The following is a 22,830-nucleotide window of genomic DNA, read 5'->3' as shown; positions in this document are numbered from 1 at the left end:
AGGTTCGTAGTCAGGACTTCAGTCCTTCTTCTTGCGGACTAAAGTCCTCACTACAAACCTCACTTCCTGGTTTGTAGTGAGGACTTCAGTCCTTCTTCTTGCGGACTAAAGTCCTCACTACAAACCTCACTTCCTGGTTTGTAGTGAGGACTTCAGTCCTTCTTCTTGCGGACTAAAGTCCTCACTACAAACCTCACTTCCTGGTTTGTAGTGAGGACTTCAGTCCTTCTTCTTGCGGACTAAAGTCCTCACTACAAACCTTAATCTGAGGTTCGTAGTCAGGACTTCAGTCCTTCTTTTTGCGGACTAAAGTCCTCACTACAAACCTCACTGTTGATAGCTTATTTCTTCGTCCCCAAATTGTCAGCAGCGGCTACCAAATAATGAGCAACCTGCATCAAACCGTCGGAACTTTCTTGCAACCCACTGCACACTTTCGCCATTGAAGTATCTGCTTCTTCAAAAAACTTGTGCTGCGATGAAGTAGTTCTTTCCAAATATCCAACTAATTGATTGTTGCCCAACTCCAGCGCGCGATCGAACTGATTTGTCATGTTTTGATAGGCACCCTCAACTCGCCGCACTTGTTCTTGTTCCGCTTGCAAAGCTGCATTTAATTGATTCACCAAATTTGTATAGGTAGTTTGCAATCTTTCTCCTTCTGTATTGAACTGATTTGCCATTTTTTCATAAACGCTTTCTACCCGCAGCACTTCTTGTCCGGTTATCTTTGCTAATTCCTGCAACTGTGCTAAACGCTGGCTGGAATTCAAGCCTACAGAATTAGCAAACTGACTGACTTCTGCGGCTGTTGTCAAAATTTGGCTCATGCTTTGGTCAACTTGCTGCGACATCAATTTGCGTTTCTCTGATTCTTCTTGAAAAACTTTCTGCAAGCCGAGTACAACCTGTGCTAAACCTTTTTGCTGTTTGCCTAATGTTCCTTCTAATAAATTGTTTTGTTGGGTAAAGAATTGCTGGAGTGAGGCTTGATACGTTACCCGGAATTTGTCTAATTCTTCCTGGACTGTGACGCGGGTGTTTTGGAGCATTGAGTCAACATTCTGCAAGCTACCTACCAGATTTTCTCGGGCTTTATCCATCAATCCAGAAGCTTCATCGCCTACTACTTTGAGAGTGTCAGACTGAGTTTGAAAGGCGGAGTGGGTGGCATTTAAAATATTTGTCATCCGGGTTTCGACACCTTGCAGCATTTCTCTTTCTTGTTCGGCTTGAGTGTGGAGAGATGCTTGCAAGTTATCTTGGATTCCTCTAAAGGTGTTGGCGGCTTCTTGGGCGCTTTCTTGAAAGGCTGTTCTTTGCGCTTTCATCCCTTCAATGCTTTCTCCAACTCCCGATCGTATTTCGGTGGCCATTTCTTGCAAAACGCTGTGGGTGTCGGTTTGAAACTGTCCTAAAATTTGCTGCAAGTTGTTGGCAAATTCTTGCAACTGTACTAATGTATCTTGCTGGAAAGTTTGAATTGTCAGGATTGATTGTGCTAAACTAGATGAGATTCCGCCTAATTCGTTCTTGAGTTCTCTGACAGCTTCGGATGCTTCTTGAGTTAACTGAGCACTTTGATCTAACCGCCCGACTACTGGTTCAATTACTTCGGCGCGCAGGTCTGAAAGCAGATTGTTTAATATCTGTTCGCCTTGGTCTGATTTAATTTGTTGGAGTGCGGATAATTCTTGACGAATGTCTTGGAAAACTGGGGTCATTGCTAAACCGATTTGCTGTCCGATCGCCTGGGAGTTCACATTGCTTTGTGCCTCGACGATTTGACCAAATCCGGTTTTCATTGTCTCGATCGCGCTTGCGATCGCCTCCGCAACCTCGCCACCGCTGGAATTGGCACGGGAAAACAGTTGTTCGGGGGTTTGTAATTTCGCGATTTTATCTAATTTGGCGCGCAAATTGGATTGATTCGCAACGCGCGCGCGATCGCCCCAAGCTAACACGATCGTAAATACGCTAGATGAACCCAAACCCATCAGAGAAGTGGAAAACGCTGTTTTCATCCCCTCCAGCAAGGTGCTAATCGAGGGTAGCAATTGTTTGGTATCTTCCAGCGAACCCAAGTTAACATCTTGCAATCCGGTTTGAATGCCGTAAAATGTACCTAAAACCCCCAGGGCTACTAAGACGCTGGGCACAAACCGCCACTGACTCCGAGGTGCCGATCGCACTAAAATGGCCGGATACTGAAATAATAGAAAGCGGCCGGATTTTACCTGAGCCCTGTAAGCCTCGCCACCGGCGGTTATTTCCCCCGTCAAGTGTTCGCTAAACCAGTCTAGGAGAAGTTTCCAAGAGTCTGTTGCTGTTTCCGGTTGCTGTAGATCGATCGCCCCTGAGGTACCCTTTTCTAACTTCGAGCTCAAATAGTTGACAGCCTCAAAAGTCGATCGGCTTTTGGCGCCCACATAACGCTGGTACTGCTTCACAGAAGTGTACTCGCCCCAAACAGCCGCGCACAGCAAAATTAGCGCCGCCCAGTGAAAAATGCTATTCTGCCAAATCACCCCAAAAACAGCAGTCAAATAATTAATCAATTGCATATTGACAACCCGTTATGTTTGTGTATTTTACTCGAATCTCAATGCTAGAAAAACTCACCTTAACGTTGTAATATAACAACTATCGCCGTAAACATTTGACAGTTGTAGGGGCAGTGCCCCCGTGCCTGCCCTCTTAGTTGATAGTTTGATAGCGACCTCTACCTAGAAGTAAGAGGATTAAAGCAATGAATAGTCTGCTTTTAATTTCTCCCTCAAAGGGAGAGGTTTTCAAGAAATTATTTCTGGTACAAAAACCTCGTCTAACCTTCAGGTATTCGAGTTTATACATAGCTGATAAAATGAGCTTATTCAAGCGCGACCAATTCCCCATTACCAGAAAGATTTCACCTAAATGAGCAAAGCTATATAGCAATCCTAAATGATTCATCAAGATTTGTAGGGGTAGTGCCCCCGTGCCTACCCCTTATCTATCGGGACAACCTGGTTCTTGAAGAACCCCTACAACAATTATGCAAACGATCGGAGGATTGTTAGAGCGGTTATCAAAGTTATAGCGGTTATCAAAAAAGTGAGGCATCGCCAATGCCCAATGCCCAATGCCCAATTCCCAATGCCCAATTCCCATCAGTAACTCATATTTCTGAGAAAGGCTATATCTCGCTTTATTTTATCAATTATGTCATCATAAATAAAAAAATAAGAGGTACACAATGTCAGCAGAATCGCCAACCCGAAAAATAATTGTAGTCGGCGCCGGATGGGCCGGCTTAGGCGCCACGTATCACCTAGCCCAACAAGGCTATGACGTAACTTTATTAGAAGCAGGGCATCAGCCAGGAGGCTTAGTTGCGGGGTGGAAAACCGCAGGCGGGCGTTCCGTAGAAGCAGGCATTCACGGCTTCTGGTATCCTTACAAAAACATCTTTTCATTAGTCAAGCAATTAGGACTAGATCCCTTCACGCCTTGGACTCGTTCTTGTCAGTATTCCCCCGCCGGATTAGAAGTAGAATCGCCCATTTTTCAGGACGAACCCAGACTTCCCACGCCGTTAGGAACATTCCTGTACACGCGATTTAAAAGACTGCCATTAGTCGATCGGCTTTCAGCCTTACCATTACTCTACGCCGTCCTAGATTTCGACAACTCCGACGAAGCTTGGCAGCGGTACGATCGCGTTACAGCCCGCGAATTGTTCAAACAGTTTGGCGTATCTGCAAGGCTGTACCGCGATGCTTTTGAGCCGATGTTATTAGTAGGTTTATTTGCGCCCGGAGAACAATGTTCTGCTGCCGCAGCTTTGGGAATGTTGTATTATTTCATTTTAGCACACCAAGCAGATTTTGATGTAGTTTGGTGTCGCGGCACTGTCGGAGAAAAAATCTTTCGTCCGTGGGTAGAACGCCTCGAAAAAATCGGCGCCAAAGTATTGACAAAACGGCGAGTTACTGATGTCATAGTTGACAGCAACAATCAAGCCAAGGCAGTTGTATGCGGCGACGAAACCTTCGATGCAGATGCAGTTATTTTTGCAGTTGGCGTCACGGGAATGCAAAAAATTATCAGCAGTAGCCCCGCTTTGCAAAGCCGCCAAGAGTTTCGGGACGTGATGAATTTGGGCGCTGTTGACGTGTTAGCTGTCCGCCTGTGGTTTGACAGAAAAATTGATATTCCGCTGCCTTCAAATGCCTGTTTTGGATTTAGTTCGACTACGGGATGGACGTTTTTTGATTTGAATGCTTTGCACGACGAATTCCGCTCCGAACCGGGAACAGTTGTGGAAGCTGATTTTTATCATGCCAATCAATTAATTCCCCTGAAAGATGAGGAAATTGTTGCTCTTGTTCAGCGGGATTTGGCGACTTGTATTCCGGCTTTTCGGGAGGCTAAAGTAATCGACAGCAGCGCGATTCGTTTATCGCGCGCGGTGACGCATTTTGCACCGGGAAGTTATCAGTATTTGTTGCCTGCGGTCACAAGTTATGATAATGTATTTATGAGCGGCGATTGGGTTGTGACCCGTCACGGTTCTTGGTCGCAGGAAAAGGCTTATGTTACTGGTTTGGAGGCTGCAAATTTGGTAGTTTCGCGTTTCGGAATCGGCAAGAAAGCGACAATTATTCCGGTGGAGGCTGACGAACCACACATTCAAATCGGCAGACAGATTAATCAGTTTGCTCGCAGTTTGACTAAAGCTGTTATTCCCGATTTTTGGCTGCCATAATTAGAGGGAAGAAGGAAGAAGGAAGAAGGAAGAGGGAAGAGGGAAGAGGGAAGAGGGAAGAGGGAAGAAGGAAGAAGGAAGAGGGAAGAAGTAACTAATCGTAGGGTGCGTCAGGGCAAAAATCATTAATTCATACTCAAGACATTCAACCCTGACGCACCCTACAATCACAAATGTACAACTCAACCCAAAAAATACGCATCCTACAATAACCAATGCCCAATGCCCAATTCCCAATGCCCAATTCCCAATGCCCAATGACAACTGTCAACTGTCAACTGTCAACTGTCAACTGACTATTACCAATAAGGCCGGCCCTTCCAAAAAACTCCCACGGTAATGCCTATTAGCGCAGCTTCCGATAAACTTGCTAAAAAAGCAGGTATGGGCAGGAATGACTTTAATACCAAACCCAAGATTACGCACAAAACTAAAACCCACAAATTAGTCCGGTTGAGCAAAAATTGCTGCTGCCAATACTCCAAAAAGTACACTGCTAAAGCTCCCATTCCCACGGCTGTAACAAAAGGTATCAATATTCCGAGGGAGGAGCCGTAGAGAAGTGTCAGGATGTTGCGGATTACCCGCGATTGCGTGAAACCCCAGGCTAAAAATAGTTCCAGTCCAATCACGATGGAGTTGACGAGGGCGGCAATTTGCAGCATTTCTCGCCAGGGGAAAAGTTTTAAGCGGCGCAGAAAATTGCTCATAATCGGCAAATTTGGTAGGTTGCTTTGATTTTATAACAGTTTTGCGCTGGCGATCGACATTTGAGGCGAGTTTGTCAAGTAAAATGAACATAGAAGGCAGTCTCTTGACAAATTCACCCAGAGCGTCTGCCTGCTAGTTGTTGGAACCGTGAAAGGAAAAGAGTTATGGTGGAGAACACTGTCGATTGTGCTGTAGCTTGCGTCAACGGCTGCGTTTTGGGCGACAAGTGCCCGAAGCGGGAATACGCAGAAGCAACTTCAAGCTTTATTGAAAATACTTCTCTCGACAAAATGCTAGAAATGGCAGAGGAAGCGGTGAGAAGGAAACGGACGGAACCTCCCAAATGGGTAATCCCTGATTTTCCTGAATAGAATTACCGCTCCTTACAAAAAACATCGCCCTTTTTAAAGGGCGATGTTTTTTGTATTCCTAATGAAAGAGCCGATCGAAATTAATATATTTCCTGGGATAGAAGCTCAAAGCTTAAATAGGAGTTATTATGCCACTTAATTACAGCCATTGGCAATCGATAACCAGAATCTAAGTAAAGCCAATAGTTAAATTACGAAGTATTTAATTGAATTGAGTGAAAAAGACTCAGGAGCAAGTATCGTGGCACAACCAAAGAAACCATCTAAGAAAACAAGAGAAGAACGCAATAATTCTGGCGATTTGCCTCAAGAAATTACCGAATCTTACGGCACCGGCGTTATCACTGAGCCGGGATTGAGCGAAGACGGAATCACAACTCTGGACGATAGCAGTTCTGAATATACTTCAACCAATTCTCAGATTCGTGGTGGGGATGGTGATATTGCTGCTGCGGAACAAGAAAGCGCCACTGGTGAGAAATTGGTAGGCGGAAGCGCTCCAACTCCCGACCAAGATATGGTTGATGAACTCGGCGCCGCTGCGGGAATAGAAATGCCCGATGGAGCTATTTTGCACACCGCACATATGCTCGACAACCGAGATGAAAGTCGCTGGGAATTAGACCCGAATTCTGCGGAAGATTATGAGGAACGACCGGATTTATAGGTTTATTTCTTAGTCTCTTAGAGAGGGACTTTGCTTGTGTAGTAGCGGTTTCAACCGCCGCCTCCTGTTTTGGAACCTGAGAGCGCCATTTCTCGCACTTTTTGTCTGATTGGAAGCTCGATCGCAAATTCGGTTCCTTGGCCTGGTGTCGAACAACACCGCAAACTGCCACCGTGCTTTTCTGTGACAATGTGCCAGCTAATTGACAGGCCAATTCCCGTACCTTTTCCCACAGGCTTTGTTGTAAAAAACGGGTCAAAAATACGATCGCACAAATCCTCGCTGATTCCCGGCCCGCTGTCAGCAATTTTAATAATTGCCGTGTTCGGGTTGTGGACTTTCGTACAAATCCGAATCTGGTAGGGATTTATTTTAATTTCTTCCATTGTTTTTTCAGCGCATGATTCTTCTATCGCATCGATGGCATTAGCTAAAATATTCATAAATACCTGATTGATCTCCCCGCCGCAGCACTCTACATTTTTTAAATTGGGATCGTACTCCTTAATCACCTGAATCGCGGGACGGTTCGCCTTAAATTTCAGCCGATTTTGCAAAATCATCAGCGTGCTGTCAATACCTTGATGAATATCAATCAGCTCCATTTCTCGCCCTTCTTGCCGCGAAAAATACCGCAGAGATAGAATTATATCCCGAATGCGATCGCCACCTAGCCGCATCGAGTCTAGCATTTTCAGCAAATCATCCTTGATGAATTCAATCTCTACCGCTTCTGCTGTTGATGTTATTTCCGCTGCGGGCTCGGGATAGTGCTGCTGGTAAAGATTGAGTACCTTGAGCAAATCTTCAGTATAATCGCGAACGTAATTGAGATTGCCGCAGATAAAATTTACCGGATTGTTAATTTCGTGAGCAATTCCCGCCACCATTTGCCCCAAAGCCGACATTTTTTCGCTCTGAATTAACAACGACTGGGCGTGCTGGAGCTTGTGCAGGGACTGCTGTAAATTCTCCTGTGTTTGCTGTCTCTGGTTCACCTCTTCCTGTAGCCGCTCGTTGGCTACAGAAAGTTCCACAGTGCGCGACTCTACCCGTTTTTCCAACTCGGCAGCCAGTTGTTCCAGGTTAATTTGAGCTTGTTTGCGATCGACAATTTCACGCTGCATCTGGGCATTTTGCTCCTGAAGTTTTTGAGTCAGTTGGCGGATGCTCAAATGCGCTTTAGCCCGAGCTAAAACTTCTTGATTTTGAATCGGCTTAGTAACGTAATCAACAGCCCCCAAACTAAATCCTTTTACCTTATCTTCCGTCTCATCCAGCGCTGTCATGAAAATCACCGGAATCTCCTTTGTCAAATCGCCAGCCTTCAAAAGCCGACAAGTTTCAAACCCATCAATTCCCGGCATTAATACGTCCAGCAATATCAAATCTGGCAGCGAGTATTCAGCTTTTTTGATAGCGCTCTCTCCCGTCCGTGCCACCAACACTTTAAACCCCGATTCCGTCAAAAAATCAAACAGCACTGCCAAATTATTTTGGTTATCATCGACGATCAAGATAACGCTCTCTTCCCAAGGTAAGATGCTCATGCTTTCAATGCTTCCTATATTGTTCTACGAATTCTAAAATCTTTGCTTCTTCAAAATTTTTAGCTAATTGATTGAGATGGCTGGCAAAAGAGACATATCTTGCATCTATCTTTGCCAATTGTTCTGCTTGTTTTTGAATTCCTCCTAAGTCACCCATCATTGCTAATTCAAAAAGTACAGCTATCTCCTCTGCCGGAGGAGGGATAATTTTTTCATCGGGAATTTTAGATTGGTTGTCGGAATCTTCAGATTCATAATTTTCGTCCTGCAACTTCTCATAAATCCATTCTAGCTCTAAATGAACTTGCAAACAATTTAAAAGTTCCTCAGCCCGGATCGGCTTGGGGAGAAAAGCATTGCATCCTGCTGCTAAACTTCCTTGCTTTTCCAATTCCATAATGCTAGCAGAAGTGCCGATCGCAACCACATTTTTAAAGAGCGGCAACTTGCGAATTTGCCGCATCGCTTCAAATCCGTCCATCACCGGCATTACCAAATCAATCAAGATACAATCCGGTTGAAATTCCAGGGCTTTATTCAAACAATCTTGACCGTCTGTAGCCTCAATTATTTCAAAACCCAACGGTTCTAGCAGGTGAATTAAAACCGAGCGATTTTCCCACTGATCGTCAACCACCAGAATTTTTTTGTTAGTACCATTGAAACCTTTGATAAGTTTTTGGGAATATTTTTTATTGATTTCTGGGCTGTCAACTGCTAGCAAATCTAACTCAAACCAGAAAATGCTACCTCTGCCTAAAGTGCTTTCTACTTGTAATTCGCTGCCCATAATCTCGACTAATTCCCGGCTGATTGCTAATCCCAATCCGGTTCCTTCGGTATGGCGGCGGGTATTGCCTACCTGTTCAAAAGGTGTAAATATCTTTGGCAATTCATCAGCAGAGATCCCAATTCCTGTATCTTCAACCTGAAACCGAATCCTCACCTTCGTAGTGAGGACTTCAGTCCTATTTTCATCGGTTGCACAATCCACTACTGAAACCTTAAATGTTACCCCACCCCTTTCAGTAAACTTAACAGCATTACCAATTAAATTAATCAATATTTGGCGCAACTTCTTTTCATCTGCCGAGATTGCACTGGGGAGATACGAAAGATATTCGCAATTAAAAGCTATGTTTTTTTGACTTGCCCGAATGCTACAAATAGCGTTAATGCCTTGAATAAAATCGGGAAAATCAAACTCTGTTGGCACGAGTTCCATTCTCCTAGCCTCGATTTTAGAAAGGTCTAAAATATCCTCTATCAAAGCGAGCAAGTGTTCGCCACAGCGGTGAATAACGCCAATTCCATTCTGTTGTTGCGAGGTCAAATGTTTGTCGCGCTTAAAGATTTGGGTGTAACCTAAAATGCCGTTGAGGGGTGTTCGCAATTCGTGGCTCATGTTAGCTAAAAATTCGCTTTTGGCGTGGCTGGCATCTCGGGCGACGGCTTCGGCTTTTTGGCGTTCTTTAATTTCTTCGGAAAGTAGCGAGTTTTTTTCGTGTAATTCTTGGGTGCGTTCTTTTACTTTTGTTTCTAGGGTAAAGTTGTATTCTGCGAGTTGTTTGTTGGCAGTTTCTAAGTTTGTGTAAAGGCGGGCATTTTCCAGGGCGATCGCAGCTTGGGAAGAAAGCAGCTTCAAAACTTCCAAACGATCGCCTGTAAAAGCGCCCGTTGTCAAGTTATTTTCCAAATACAGGATCGCGGTTAATTTGCCTTGATAGACGATCGCCGCGCATAACACCGATTTGGGCTGGTATTGGGCGATGTAGGGGTCAGTGTTGAAAATAACCTCGTTACGGGCGTCATTTAAGACGATATCTTGCTGGGTGCGATCGACAAAATTGATTAGCGATCGAGGATACGCACAATCCAAGCCGGCGCCTGAGAGTACCTGCACATCGCCGCCAACCTCTCCCGCAGCTTCAACGACAAATTCACCATTTTTGGGTGCAATCAGACACCCAGTTTGGGCCCCCGCATTTTCCAACAAAATCCGCATCAATTTGTCCAGCAAAGCATCGAGGACAATTTCGCCGGAGATAGCCAGAGATGCTTTCATCACAGTAGCGAAATCCAAAGCTTTGTGAGTCTCAGTAACCGTTGCAGAAGTTGCAGTCACAGTCGGGCGATCGCTAATTGTGAGACTATCACTTTCCGGCATCCGTACAATCAACTGCGGATAGCGTTCCTCCAAATCTGCAACTTTCGCATTCGCGCCCCAACGGATGTAACCGTAGTAAGCATCCGTCATGTAAACCTTAGCCACCTTCTGGCGCCCCGCAAACAGGTAAAACTCAGCAGCTAATTCATTCGCCAAAGCCTCTTCCTGAATGTATCCCTGTTCGCGGGAATGTTGGATTGCGCGATCGTAATAATCTATTGCTTTATCTTTGTCTCCCAACACCCGCGCTTTCTCAGCCTCAACCAACTCATATTTGTGCAGGTAATTCATCGGTGCGTGAAAAGCCCAATCCTGCATTTTTTTCTGATTTGCTTCCACCTGTTCCAAATACTGTGCTTGTTGTTCAGTATCCGCAGTTGGATATACAGCTAATAAAGCCAGCGAATAGTAAAAATTGTGAGCAGCAATAGGCATCCACCCGCCCACCGATTGCAGGTATTTTGCACCCAAAGCAGCGCTATTAATAGCACTATTAAAGTCTTTAAATAAATATAAAATCATCGATTTAGCCAAATAGACATTAAACACCAACCAACCATTTTTAACCACCAGCCACTGCGGGAGCATCATCTCTTCATCAAAGCTTGCCCCAACCAAGCGATACTTATCTGCCGATAAACCCCGTAAATTTAAATTCATCTGTCTCCATATACTGAAATTGGAGGTAATATATTCGCTTTTAAATTGAGTGAATAAATTAATATAGTGCCCTTGTTTCTGTTCTAAACCATCGAGTTCTTCTCCTATGAAAATCAAAGAAGTGCAATAATTCAAAGCGCAATATCCAGCATAAATCAAATCTCCAACTTCCAGGCCACTTTGAAACCCTTCCTGCAAACTAGCCAGAGTTTCTCTCAGATGCTTTTTCCAAGGCTTAACAAAAGCATTAAACATATTAAAAACTTGGCATTTAATTGAATTGACACCATACTTCTTGAAGAGTTCTACAGACAGTTCCCCAGCATGATATCCTTTTTTGATCTCTGCCATTCCCCCACACAAAACCATACCGTACCAAGTATATGAAGAAGCAGAAAGTGGTGAATAACCTTGTGTCATGCAGAGATTGATTTGAGTCAAGATAATCGGCAATAAAATTTCTGGCTTATTAATCAATGCCGCAGAAGTAATAGACACTAGAAATCGCATAGCAGCCAGTTGTTCCGGGTCTGTCATTTGTGGCAAAGTATCTACTTCTTCCAGTTGTGGCAGTTGTACTTCCAGACGCCCACATTCCAAAATATGCGAGCGAGAAATTCCCATCATTTCCAAAGCTTGCAACCCAGCGTCTATAGCTTTTAGTCCTTGGGTTTTAGCTATATACATCTGGATTTTTAAATCGTATGCTTTTACTCTATCTAGTATATTTATAGCTTGTTCCAAGATGGCATCAATCATGGTTTCTGCACCCTCAAAATTAGTATTGAGATACTCTGCTTCTGCCGCCTCTGTATGCAGATTGAGTGTCAGTTGGTACTGGCTCTGCCAGCTATTTTCTCCCAGCAGCCCCAAACCGATATTCAAATACTTTACTGCCGACTCATAAGCCATTGCAGCTTTAGCTTTTTGACCGGCAATCAGATTGAGTTCCGCTAACTCGCATCTTTCCGGTTCCGAAGTCAGTAAATCGATTCCGAAATTCAGTTGATTTACCAGTGCAAAAATATTGTCTTTCCGTGCTTCTGGAACGGTATTTTGTAGCAGCAATTGACCTATTTTTAAGTGAGTCTCTTGTTTCTCGTTATCGGGAATCAAAGAATAAGCTGCTTGCTGCACTCTGTCGTGCAAAAACTTATAATCAACCTTCACATCTTGCAGCCCAGCCAGCCCTGTTTCTAATCCTTCAAAAACCAGCGGAATTTTGTAATCGTTGCTCAGCGGCAAAATCAAACCTGCCTGAAGCGCATCCCAGATGTTTAATGCTGTTTCCTTCTGAGATTTTTCGCTGACAATTGCCAGCACTTCTAAATTAAACTGGTTGCCAATACAAGCAGCTAATTTTAATGCTGACTGCGCCGAGACAGGCAACTTCCGAATATTGCGAGCGATTAACTCTACGACATTGCAGTCAGTAATGCCAATGGCTTGGATGTGTCCGAGATCCCACTGCCACGTACTGGATGGAAAATCGTAAGCTAACAGATTTTCTTGATAAAGAGTTCTGAGTAACTGAGTTAGAAAGAAGGGATTGCCTTGGGTTTTGTTGAAAAGTAGCTCGGCGAAAAGTTGAATGTTTTCCGAAATTCCGCTTTTCAAAGTTTCGGATATTAAGAGTTGAACATGACTCAACTCTAAACGAGCGAGAACAATATTGCTAACTCTTTCGGGTATTCCTGCCCCTGCTTTTTCGATATTTTCGATGGTTTGAATCAACGGATGAGTAGGGCTGACTTCGTTATCTCGATAGGCTCCAATTAGCAACAAATATTTGCTGTCTGAATCTGTCACCAGCAGTTCAATTAATTTCAGCGATGCCGAATCAGCCCACTGCAAATCGTCGAGAAAAACTACTAGCGGGTGTTCTTTTGCAGTAAACACGCTAATGAATTGTTTAAACACCCGATTAAATCGGTTTTGTGATTCTGTCGGCCCCAATTCCGGGACTTCCGGCTGTTTCCCGATAATTAGTTCGACTTCGGGAATCACGTCTGCAACAACTTGCCCGTTAACTCCCATAGCGGCTAGCAGTTTTTGTTTCCAAGTCTGGATAGATGCGTTACTTTCTGTTAGCAACTGCCGAATCAATGATTGGAATGCTTGAATCACGGAAGCGTAGGGAATGTTGCGCTTAAACTGGTCAAATTTGCCGCAAATAAAATAGCCGCGCTGCCGAACTATGGGTTTTTGAACTTCGTTTACTAAGCAGGATTTGCCGATACCTGAGTAACCAGAAACCAGGATTAATTCGACCCCCCCGGCCCCCCTTGCTAAGGGGGGTGAATAAAGCCCAGAAAGCTCCGAAAGCCCCCCCTTGCCAAGGGGGGGTTGGGGGGGTTCTCCGGTGCTTTGGGAAGGTTCCAAAAGCCCTCCATTACCAAGGGGAATTCGCTCCAAAAGCCCCCCCTGAGCAACGGGAATTCGCTCCGAAAGCCCCCCCTTGGTAAGGGGGGGTTGGGGGGGTTCTACACCGCTAACTCGCTCAAAAGCGGCTAGCAAAGCGGCGACTTCGGCTTCTCTACCGTATAGTTTTTGGGGGATGAGGAGTTGACCTGCCCGATCGGCATTTCCGGCAGTAAAATCAGATATATTGCCGCCAGCTTGCAGTTGCGCCAGACAAGTTTCGAGATCGAACCTCAGCCCGTCGGCGCTTTGATACCTGTCTTCCGCCGTCTTCGCCAACAGCTTCATCACGATGGCAGAGATTGCTTCGGGAATTTCCGGCTTCAAACTGCGGGGCGTGGGGGCGATTCTAGCGATGTGACAGTGAACTAATTCTAAAGGGTCGATCGCACTAAACGGCAATTCACCCGTCAGCATCTCGTAAAAAGTGACACCTAACGAGTAAAAATCGCTGCGATAGTCGATCGCCCGATTCATTCTACCAGTTTGTTCCGGCGAAATATAAGCTAACGTACCTTCGAGCAAATTGGGATAGCTGGGACTTGCGTTTTCTCTAACCAAGCGCGAGGAGATGCTGAAGTCAGTGATTTTGACCTGATAGGTTTCGGGATGGATAATGATATTGTGCGGTTTAATATCTTTGTGAATTATTTGATTTTGATGAATTTCACCCAAACTTTGAGCTAGCTGCACGGCTATTTCGAGAAAATGTTTTAATTTAATTTTTTGAGTAGTTAGGAATTTTGACAAAGCCAAGCCACCAAAGTCTTCTAATGTGAGTGCTACACTATTTTGATGCGTTTCTAGGCGGTATGAATTAACAATAGTTTCTATATTTCTTAGATTTTTTCGGATTTTATATTCGTGTCTCAAGCGAGTAATCTCTTCGAGAGTTGGATACTCGCTTTTCAGGGTTTTGACTATGACGAGTAGGTTTTCTTGTTCCCAGATTCCCCGATAGATCGCAGTATTGATACCAGAATAAATTTGTTCCGTGATTTGATAGCCTGTTAGTAAAATCATAGTTTAATCAATTTAAATTTAAAGGGTTGACTGCAAATTTACCCGAGTTGTGCTGTGGGCGGAAGTCGATCGCCCGTGTTAGAGGGGTGATGGCACAGGTTGGTTAAACAGTTGACAGTTGACAGTTGACAGTTGACAGCGAAGTGATAAGAACCGAGATTTAAACTCCGTTCTTATCACAATCTGCCTGAAGGCAGGGGCTTCAAACCGCTGCTATTCGGTGAAACAAATTCCGAGGCATAATCAACGTTAGTGCAGAGGTCACAGCTTTGGCATTGGCTATTTGGCTTAATCTTTAAGGCGATCGCACTTACGTATTCTTACTGATTAATACGTATTGTTACTGATTAAATTGTGTTTTATATAACATTTTCCGCGCCAAGGGTTTTAACAGCCTTCTTAATCTCCTTCTCTCTTTTTTCTGTCAAATGTCAAAGAAGAGGGCGGGCACTCTTGGCACCGCCCCTACAAATGTCAACTGTCAAATGTCAACTGTCAAATGTCAACTGTCAACGTCAACTAATCATTGCGAGTCAAACCCTGAAGGCTAACTTGCAAAACCGACAAACCCAAAATCAGCAAAAACAAAACTAGGGCGATGGTACAAGCATAACCAATTTCCAAATCCTTAAAAGCCCGTTCGTAAAGATAATAAACAACAGTCTTAGAACTATTGCGAGGGCCGCCCTGAGTCATAATATAAACTTCTTCAAAAACCTTAGTAGCAGAAATCGCCGAAATCACCGCCACCAAAACCAAATAAGGCTTCATCAGCGGCACAGTAATATCCCAGTGTTTTCGCAAACCTTCCGAACCATCAATTGCAGCCGCCTCATAAAGTTCTCCCGGGATTGATTGCAGTCCAGCCAAATAAATTACCATGTAATAACCTAAGCCTTTCCAGACAGTAACTGCCATCACGCTAAAAATTGCCACCTTCGGATTGGCAAGCCAAGAAACCGGAGGCAAACCCAACAATTCTCCGAACTGATTTAGCAATCCAGTCTCAGCAAACAGCCACTTCCAAGCAATCCCCGCCACAACCATCGAAATCACCGCCGGCGTGTAATATGCTGCGCGGAACCAGTTCATCCCCCGCAGCTTTTGATTGCACAAAATTGCCATTCCCAACGGTATAACAACCAATACAGGCACAACACAGATCAGATACAGCAGCGTATTGGTCAAAGTTTGCCAAAAAGTGCGATCGCCCCACAACCGCTCAAAATTCTTCAAACCCACCCACTGCGGCATTTGAGTTAGATCGTATTCGTAACTCGTAAAACTCAAATAAAAAGCTTGTAAAGCAGGCCACAAAACAGTCAAAGTCAAAACAAACAAAGCCGGAAACAAAAACAAATAAGGCGTTGAATAGCGGCGAAAGAAATTCAAATACATAATTGGTAATTAGTAATTAGTCTAGGTTCGTAGTGAGGACTTCAGTCCTTCTTGTTGCGGACTAAAGTCCAAATATATAATAATTGGTAATTGGTAATTAGTCTAGGTTCGTAGTGAGGACTTCAGTCCTTCTTGTTGCGGACTAAAGTCCAAATATATAATAATTGGTAATTGGTAATTAGTCTAGGTTCGTAGTGAGGACTTCAGTCCTTCTTGTTGCGGACTAAAGTCCCACTACAAACCTTCGTCAACAAGCCGCATTTATAGGTTCGCAATGAGGATTTTAGTTTTTTTTATGCGGACTAAAGTCCTCACTACGAACCTAAATCAAAAACTCGCCCTACAAACAATACCTATTTAACCCCAGAAAACAAACCCTTCCAATCTCCCCCAGAAGCAGAACTTTCCCCCTCTTTCACCTCAAAAGTAACATTACAAGCCTGCGGTTCCGACAAAGCCTGCACGCACAATTCCGCAATATCTTCCCGACTAACTTTGCCCCGAATATTATCACCTTGCTCGAAGATCAAAGCTTTACCCCCAGGCTCTTCAGTCAAAGCACAAGGTCTGACAACAGTATAAGGTATGCCGCTCGATCGCACGCAATCCTCCCCTTTCAACTTCCAAGTCAAAATTCCCCCCAACATATCATTCATTCTGACAGCCGGCGGTTCATCTTCCAAAATAAGTCCCGGGCGGCCCGGGCGAGTAACTCCCGCCGAACTCACCATCACAAATCGCGGCAAAGTCTGGCCGCCATCAGCTTTAATAGATTCTAATTCCAGTTGAAAAACACCCGGTGTAAATTTCGGATTCAGCGCACCGTCGTATTCAAACTTGCTCAGCATTAACTGAAAAGAATAAATACTGGTTGGGTCGAATTTCGCGCCCTCCTTAACCGTCTTGGCGCGGAATACTGGAATCAACTTATCGAAGGGAACTACGATCGTAATCCAGGTATTGTACACAGTATCGAACGAATAGCAATAGCCGATACCATCCCATTTAGCCTCGCTACGCACGATCAACTTGTAGCGCTTACCATCCCCTTTGACCCGGAGCAGGAGACCGCTAAACCCTGCGAGATTGACCGGAGGATCGAAGTTGCGGGTGCGGACAGAAGCAAAGCCGCCCGAGTTGGCAGTGGAAACATTGCCCGTGAATATAGCTGTACTGTCTGTAAGTACGATCGAACTTTCGCTAGTTCCGCCCATCACAACATCATCGAGGGCGCCCCAAGTTTCCTTTAAATCTTGGGTAGGTTTTGTGAAATCAAAAATGACTTTTTCGCCTGATTTAATTAGCTGGCTGCGAACAGCTTGCACTAAATTATTCAGGCCTTTGTATTCGACTATTTCGGGAACATCCACAACTTCCGGCATATAAAACTTGATGCCTTGATAGTATTTTTCCCTAGTTGGCGTGTCTCCTTCTACAGGTTGAACTTTGGTGCCCGTGCAGCAGATGACTGCTTCTACGCCCTCAGTGACGCGCGGTGTCAGCGTCTCGGCGATAGTGATATCTCCCTCGACTAATTCGACATTTTTGCCAAGAATTTCGGTTGCTCTTTTGGTATCTCTCACGAGACAGCGGACTTGATATCCTCGCTGTTGCAGCCGCTTGACAACTCGCTTCCCGACGCCGCCTGTGGCACCGGCTACCAGTACGAGTTTGGGCTTGTCTTTTTTACTGTTGCTGCTGCTTCCGAACAATTGTTGCAGCCAGCTAATGCTGCCAATGAAGGGAATCACCCCGAAATAAGCCAAGGTTTTGACAAATCTCCCAGCATCCCATTGGGCGGTATTTTTTTCAGTCACAGTCGCTTCCTCAGAGTTGGCTCAAATCTACTTATAGCAGTTGACAGTTGGTAGGGGCGGTGTCCCCGTGCCCGCCCTTACAGTTGACAGTTATGGTATCCGAATCTAACCGTTTATAAAGCAAGGATTTTAGACTCTATTGATGAGTTCTTGAATATCCTAACCGATGTGGCGGTTGCTATAGCTGCTTTTGTATTTTAATCGAATTTTAGATTTGTGCATTTTGTCGATAAGCGCACTTTTTTTCACTTCACCGAATAGCAGGGGTTTGAAGTCCCAGCAGGTCGGCAGATTATGATAAGAACGGAGTTTAAATCTCCGTTCTTATCACTTCGCTGTCAACTGTCAACTGTCAACTGTCAACTGTTTAAAATCGGTTTGAGATGAGTTTGCCTCAACGGAATCTCAATAATCAACTCGGTTCCCTCTCCGGGGGCTGAAACACAGCTCAATTTGCCGCCGTGTTGTTCCACCACAATTTCGCGGCCAATCGCCAAACCTATCCCCGCACCTTTCCCTACCGGTTTTGTGGTAAAAAACGGCTCAAATATTTTCTGTCTAACTGTTTCTTCCATACCCCAAGCATTGTCCTTAATCCGAACTGCTACGGCTGTTTCTCCCGGACAAACTTCAGTCACGATCCGAATTTGTCCGCTCTTGGCTGTCTCTGCTTCGTGCCAAGAGTGCGGCGATAAATTTTTGTTAACAAAGGCATCTTCTAAAGCATCAAGCGCATTTGTCAGCACATTCATAAATACTTGGTTGATTTGAACTGGGTAACACTCAACCAACGGTAGAGAGCCATATTCTTTGTTGAGATGAATTGCAGGGCGATGGTACTGCGTACCTGCTACGCTAACGGGCTTCGGTTTGAATCGGTTGCTCAAAATCAGCAAAGCACTGTCCAATCCGTCGTGAATGTCAACTTCTTTAATCTCTGCTTCGTCAATTCTAGAGAAATTTCGCAGCGACTGAACAATCTCGCGGATGCGGTTAGCTCCTACTTTCATTGAACCCAGCAACCTCGGCAAGTCTTCAACTATAAACTCTAATTCTGCTCCTTCTATTTCTGCTTGAATTTCTGGCGAAGGCGACGGATAGTGCTGCTCGTAAAGCTGCAATAAATCGATCATTTTTTGACTGTATTCGTCGGCATAGTTAAGATTTCCGTATATGAAGTTAATCGGGTTAGTCACTTCATAGGCTACCGCCGCCACCAACTGTCCCAAACTTGACATTTTTTCGCTTTGCACCAATTGAGTTTGCGTCCGCTGAAGCTCGTACATCGCTGCTTTTAAATGCTCGCTTTTTTCGCGTTCTCTGGCGATTGAGGCTTCTAGTGCTCTATTTAATTTTTCGAGTTTTTTGGTTTGGCGCAGCACTATATTGATTATTGCTTTTTTTAGTTCCAATGCAGCGTCTATTTCGCATTGCTTCCACGGCAAAGATTTGCACCTCACATTTTCTTTCCACAGCTCGAAGGATTTCCTAGGAGACAGTCTGTGGCTGCCATCTTCATCTATTAGAACTGCTTTGTTGGGGTTTCCGGCCCAATTTACGGTCTTAATTACTTCCGGGCGAAACCACAAGACGTATATTTTCTGACTCGGCGATATTGCTATTGCCAAACACCCGCTAGCCGTGTTTTTAAATTCCTCAGCTTCTGGATAGCATTTAGTCAGCGAGTCTGTATAAAAAATTTCTTTTCTTAGGCTGTTTTGCACCCACTGAGTTAAGGATTTAAGCGCTTCTCCGTGAGGTGTTTCCCCGACTCGATAGCAATTTTCTCCAAATACTATTGATGCTCCCTGGGCGTTGACTGCTTCCAGCAAATTATGCTGGCATTTAACTAACACTTCTGACAAGTTTTCGGAGGTAGATATGTCTTCAAAAATCTGGGTTTGAATAGATTTTAAGTGTAGTTTGTAGTCGTAGTCTTCGTTGGCTTCTTTTGACTGCAATTCTAAGGACATTACTTGCCCGATAAACTCGCAAGCGGCTCGCACTTCATGGTTGAGGTATTTTGGTGTATAGTTATGGCCAACAATCAATCCCCACAGTTGTCTATCTTTGATTAAAGAGATTGATAAAGTAGCTGCAACGCCCATATTTTGCAGGTATTCTATGTGAATGGGAGACACGCTTCTCAACACGCTGAGACTGAGGTCTAGGGACTGCTTCGTAACAGAATTTTTTTCGGGAATGATGCGAACTGGTTGATAATTAATATCTGGTATTAACCTCAACCAATTTAACAAATACAGTTTTTTGGCTTGTTTGGGAATATCTGACTTGGGGTAGTTTAAGCCCAGGAATGAACTCAGGTTTTCTAGTTTGTCTTCAGCCACTATAGCACCGTTACCTTCTGCGTCAAATTGATAGGTCATAACTCTATCAAATCCCGAAATTTTCCGGATTTCTCCCACAGTCTGCTGACATAATTCTTTGAGATTTTTGGCGCTTTGAATTTGGCTGACAATGGATCTGACTGAATGATAAAAGCTAAAAACGGAAAGATTTTCTGTGGTGGTTGCTAATTCTAGCTCAATTATCAAAATTCCTTGTTGTCGGTGGAGGATGCAGTCAAATTCTAAAAACTTGTCTGCTTTGTTGACAGAGATTTTAATGGGATTGACGGTTTTTAAGTTTTCGTTCTGCAAACAGGCATTGAGTTTTTCTAACTGAACTTTATCGAAGAATAAGCTCAAATCTTGACCGATCGCACTTTTGGCATCGACTCCCAATAAATATTGCGTATTTTCACTGACTTGCAGTATTTCTAGTTGAGGTTCTCGTACAACCACGAGAATCCCGTGAGGCTGAATGTGCCCCGATATGTGAATGGGTTCTGTGTCGCAGTTTGTCAAGTCAACTTCTGCGAGTGCTGGGATTGTGCTTTGTCGATCCATTGTCTCTATTTTCCGCTGTAAAATTTCGAGAGGGTTCTATCGATTTTAGATTTGATCTCAAATTTGCTTTTCAATAATCTCATATTGTTCGATCGCATAATGGCCCGATCCCTTGACCGACACTAACAAGGCATTATCCGAAAATCAGCGAATCGAAAATGATGGAGTCGAAAATTAGCCTACCGTTGTGTTGCTGCTAGACTGGCGCGAGCATTCTGGTTTTTTTTTACGAACTGAGCTATTCTATTCGAGCGATCCCCGATATTAATTATCGCAGCAATTGTTCCCTTTCTTCAAGTCGTTTTAATGTTTTTCCACAATTTTAATATTTGTGGTAATATTTTACCATCATAAAAAAGGGGAGATAAATGTGTCTTCAGACCGGCCGACTGACGAAAAGATTAAGTTAAGGTAAGGGTGACAAGATTTGAAAGTCAAGTCACGTTAAGCTCTTTAAGTATATCCAACAGGCCCGACAATTATACTGATGCTCGACTTCAATACAGTTACTGAGTTTTCTCATACCCACTGCATAGCTATCTGTGCCTTTTTAGTTCCGGCAAACTTGCTGACTACTTTGCAGACAGGGATTTTGACAGGACTAAACCGACCTCGAATGCAAGTTTGGGCGTCTGCGGCTGTGGCCAGCCTTTGGGCTACAGCAATGATATTTCACGTTTTTACCTGGTTCGCGATCGGAGTAGTAATGCCTCCGACATATATCTTGTTAGCTATGGCGATCGCTTGTCTGGCTATCAATATCTGGGCCGTGGGACATCCGGCGAGCATGATGCAATTAATTAGAGTTGCGGTATCAGCTTTTAGGGAAGTTTTAGAAGCAGGAAAAAGGAAGAATTCAAGCGTGAAGTCGGAAGTTCGGCAACGGATTTTGTAACGGGTGTAACGAATAAAATTTTAGCGATCTAGGAAATAAGGAAGCAGAAAGAAATTGGCATCTGGCAGTCTGAAAGATGTCTGGGAGAATATTAGTTTTTACTAATCTGTTCCCTCGTTCCACCTATTAGTTCTGAGTCGTGATTTTATAACCCTTATTCCGGTTCGCGATCGCGACAATCTTCATCTTCCGGGCCGCTGGGATGGATCGTGCAGTTGAGCAGGTGGCCGCCGTCACTTCTGCCGTAATAGTAGCGACATCCCGTGCAAATTGCCGGAGGTTCGATCGCGCTTTGGTAAACCGGATAATCCATAGCCAGCAGTGAGAAGTCGCGCTGCGTCTGAACAGTCCCGATAATAGCGCCTGAAAGTTCGACAGCTTGGCGGATGTTTTCGAGCCTGGTGTAAGGTGGCAGGTAAATGTCAATATAAAGGCGTATGCCGTCGTCTTCGTACTCGTGGCGGGTAATATTGCCTCCGAGCAAACCGACGCGCGACGTAATGGCGGAGGAAAATTCCCCAGCCAAGGTGCAGTAACCGCAGAAAAGGTGAATGTGTTCGTCGGTTACTGCTCTCACAGTCAGGCGAGTAGGAATCAGCACTCTCAGGTAAGCGTCGAGTTCGTCAAAAATCGGTTCGGCGAGGGACAGCATCTGATTTGCGTCTTCGTTGTTAAGCCCAAAACCCTTAGAAACCTTGCAGACGAGGGCTACTAAAATATCAAAAACTTCGGCTAACAGCGATTGCAGCCTGCTATCAATGGCGATCGGACATTCTCTGAGCAGTTTTAAATAATCTTCCAAACGATGGGCTACGCGCTGAATGCTGCTAAATCCCAGCATAGCTGCTCCCCCTTTAATCGAGTGCGAGGCTCGGATAAGCTGGTGGATCCTTTGGGGAGCTTGCACGGTGTTTTGCAGGCCCTGCAAGCCTTGTTCCATGATTTGAAGGTGTTCTGCGGCTTCTTCTAGAAAGTAGCCGATAATCCGCTGTAGTTGTTCTGGTAACATAATTTTATTCTCCGAAAGGCACCCTAATTGCAGAAAGCAGAAAGCAGAAAGCAGAAAGCAGAAATGTTGATATTTTTTACTTTTGAGTCAATATTTAACCCAAAGGTGATATAAAACCGGCGTTGCACAGGACACAACACCGCAGTGCGAGCGAAAAGCGCTAGACTCGGAAAGTTAGGATGCCGATGCAAGTGGAAACCAGATTATTTGTCCTTGATATCTATCCTGCCTCACAATAACGGCGGTGGCAAATACCTAACCACACAGGCTTGTGGTTGCCGATATTTTTTAACCTGCTAATTTTTTCAACAAGCAAATTCCGCAACTCCGATTCTATCGTTGTCGATCGTTGGTTATTATCAATAGTCCTTAACTAATGACAAATAACTATTTAATACCAATGGCACTGAAAGGATTTCAGGAGATGTGGGTAATGGCAAGTCACAGAGGAAGGAGAAAGAAGGCTTGATAGCTGATGCTTTGAG

The 22,830-nt window shown here is 44.4% G+C and carries 12 protein-coding genes; 4 read left to right on the top strand and 8 right to left on the bottom strand.

Going from position 1 to position 22,830, the window contains the following annotated elements; all coding sequences use genetic code 11:
- Nucleotides 1-341: 341 nt before the first annotated feature.
- Nucleotides 342-2,564 carry a hypothetical protein gene (locus QZ918_RS09240; RefSeq protein WP_293333826.1) on the bottom strand — a complete coding sequence of 741 codons (2,223 nt, stop codon included), beginning with the start codon at nt 2,562-2,564 and terminating at the stop codon, nt 342-344.
- A gap of 671 nt (nt 2,565-3,235) precedes the next feature.
- Between QZ918_RS09240 and QZ918_RS09235 the strand changes: the two genes are divergently transcribed.
- Nucleotides 3,236-4,747 (top strand): hydroxysqualene dehydroxylase, encoded by a 1,512-nt coding sequence (locus QZ918_RS09235; RefSeq protein WP_293333823.1) that lies wholly within the window; start codon nt 3,236-3,238, stop codon nt 4,745-4,747.
- 299 nt (nt 4,748-5,046) lie between these two features.
- On the opposite strand, the gene QZ918_RS09230 is transcribed toward QZ918_RS09235, so the two are convergent.
- A complete protein-coding gene (locus tag QZ918_RS09230) occupies nt 5,047-5,457 on the bottom strand; it encodes a peptide chain release factor 1 (protein ID WP_293178309.1) in 411 nt (136 codons plus the stop codon).
- A 165-nt stretch (nt 5,458-5,622) separates the two neighbouring features.
- On the opposite strand from QZ918_RS09230, the gene QZ918_RS09225 reads away from it, so the two are divergent.
- Both QZ918_RS09225 and QZ918_RS09220 read left to right on the top strand, forming a co-directional pair.
- On the top strand, nt 5,623-5,829 hold the full coding sequence (locus QZ918_RS09225; RefSeq protein WP_293143836.1) for a hypothetical protein: 207 nt from the start codon (nt 5,623-5,625) through the stop codon (nt 5,827-5,829).
- A gap of 241 nt (nt 5,830-6,070) precedes the next feature.
- A complete protein-coding gene (locus QZ918_RS09220) occupies nt 6,071-6,496 on the top strand; it encodes a DUF6335 family protein (protein WP_293333820.1) in 426 nt (141 codons plus the stop codon).
- A 50-nt stretch (nt 6,497-6,546) separates the two neighbouring features.
- Here the strand turns inward: QZ918_RS09220 and QZ918_RS09215 are convergent, their stop codons facing one another.
- From QZ918_RS09215 to QZ918_RS09195, 5 genes are all read right to left on the bottom strand, one after another.
- Nucleotides 6,547-8,046, bottom strand: a complete 1,500-nt coding sequence (locus tag QZ918_RS09215; protein WP_293333817.1) for a hybrid sensor histidine kinase/response regulator — start codon at nt 8,044-8,046, stop codon at nt 6,547-6,549.
- 4 nt (nt 8,047-8,050) lie between these two features.
- The gene (locus QZ918_RS09210) at nt 8,051-14,317 is read right to left on the bottom strand and encodes a hybrid sensor histidine kinase/response regulator (protein ID WP_293333814.1); all 6,267 of its coding nucleotides are present in this window, start codon (nt 14,315-14,317) and stop codon (nt 8,051-8,053) included.
- 519 nt (nt 14,318-14,836) lie between these two features.
- Complete coding sequence (locus tag QZ918_RS09205; RefSeq protein ID WP_293333811.1) at nt 14,837-15,715, bottom strand: carbohydrate ABC transporter permease; 879 nt, start codon at nt 15,713-15,715, stop codon at nt 14,837-14,839.
- 353 nt (nt 15,716-16,068) lie between these two features.
- A complete protein-coding gene (locus QZ918_RS09200; protein WP_293333808.1) occupies nt 16,069-17,532 on the bottom strand; it encodes a CIA30 family protein in 1,464 nt (487 codons plus the stop codon).
- 359 nt (nt 17,533-17,891) lie between these two features.
- Nucleotides 17,892-20,441 (bottom strand): ATP-binding protein, encoded by a 2,550-nt coding sequence (locus QZ918_RS09195; RefSeq protein WP_293333805.1) that lies wholly within the window; start codon nt 20,439-20,441, stop codon nt 17,892-17,894.
- 487 nt (nt 20,442-20,928) lie between these two features.
- Here QZ918_RS09195 and QZ918_RS09190 point away from each other — a divergent pair, with 487 nt between their 5' ends.
- On the top strand, nt 20,929-21,336 hold the full coding sequence (locus QZ918_RS09190; protein ID WP_293143813.1) for a hypothetical protein: 408 nt from the start codon (nt 20,929-20,931) through the stop codon (nt 21,334-21,336).
- Between the two features lie 154 nt (nt 21,337-21,490).
- On the opposite strand, the gene QZ918_RS09185 is transcribed toward QZ918_RS09190, so the two are convergent.
- On the bottom strand, nt 21,491-22,345 hold the full coding sequence (locus QZ918_RS09185) for an Hpt domain-containing protein (protein WP_293333802.1): 855 nt from the start codon (nt 22,343-22,345) through the stop codon (nt 21,491-21,493).
- Between the last annotated feature and the right edge of the window lie 485 nt (nt 22,346-22,830).

The organism is Microcoleus sp. CAWBG58, assembly GCF_020883045.1.
Lineage (GTDB): Bacteria > Cyanobacteriota > Cyanobacteriia > Cyanobacteriales > Microcoleaceae > Microcoleus.
The sequence above is the reverse complement of the archived record's forward strand: the minus strand, read 5'-3'. Positions and strand labels throughout refer to the sequence as shown.

Coding starts and splice junctions, on each gene's coding strand:
- QZ918_RS09205 (WP_293333811.1), bottom strand. CDS start 15,715: ATGTATTTGAATTTCTTTCGCCGCTATTCAACGCCTTATTTGTTTTTG.
- QZ918_RS09225 (WP_293143836.1), top strand. CDS start 5,623: ATGGTGGAGAACACTGTCGATTGTGCTGTAGCTTGCGTCAACGGCTGC.
- QZ918_RS09215 (WP_293333817.1), bottom strand. CDS start 8,046: ATGAGCATCTTACCTTGGGAAGAGAGCGTTATCTTGATCGTCGATGAT.
- QZ918_RS09230 (WP_293178309.1), bottom strand. CDS start 5,457: ATGAGCAATTTTCTGCGCCGCTTAAAACTTTTCCCCTGGCGAGAAATG.
- QZ918_RS09240 (WP_293333826.1), bottom strand. CDS start 2,564: ATGCAATTGATTAATTATTTGACTGCTGTTTTTGGGGTGATTTGGCAG.
- QZ918_RS09190 (WP_293143813.1), top strand. CDS start 20,929: ATGCTCGACTTCAATACAGTTACTGAGTTTTCTCATACCCACTGCATA.
- QZ918_RS09235 (WP_293333823.1), top strand. CDS start 3,236: ATGTCAGCAGAATCGCCAACCCGAAAAATAATTGTAGTCGGCGCCGGA.
- QZ918_RS09195 (WP_293333805.1), bottom strand. CDS start 20,441: ATGGATCGACAAAGCACAATCCCAGCACTCGCAGAAGTTGACTTGACA.
- QZ918_RS09210 (WP_293333814.1), bottom strand. CDS start 14,317: ATGATTTTACTAACAGGCTATCAAATCACGGAACAAATTTATTCTGGT.
- QZ918_RS09185 (WP_293333802.1), bottom strand. CDS start 22,345: ATGTTACCAGAACAACTACAGCGGATTATCGGCTACTTTCTAGAAGAA.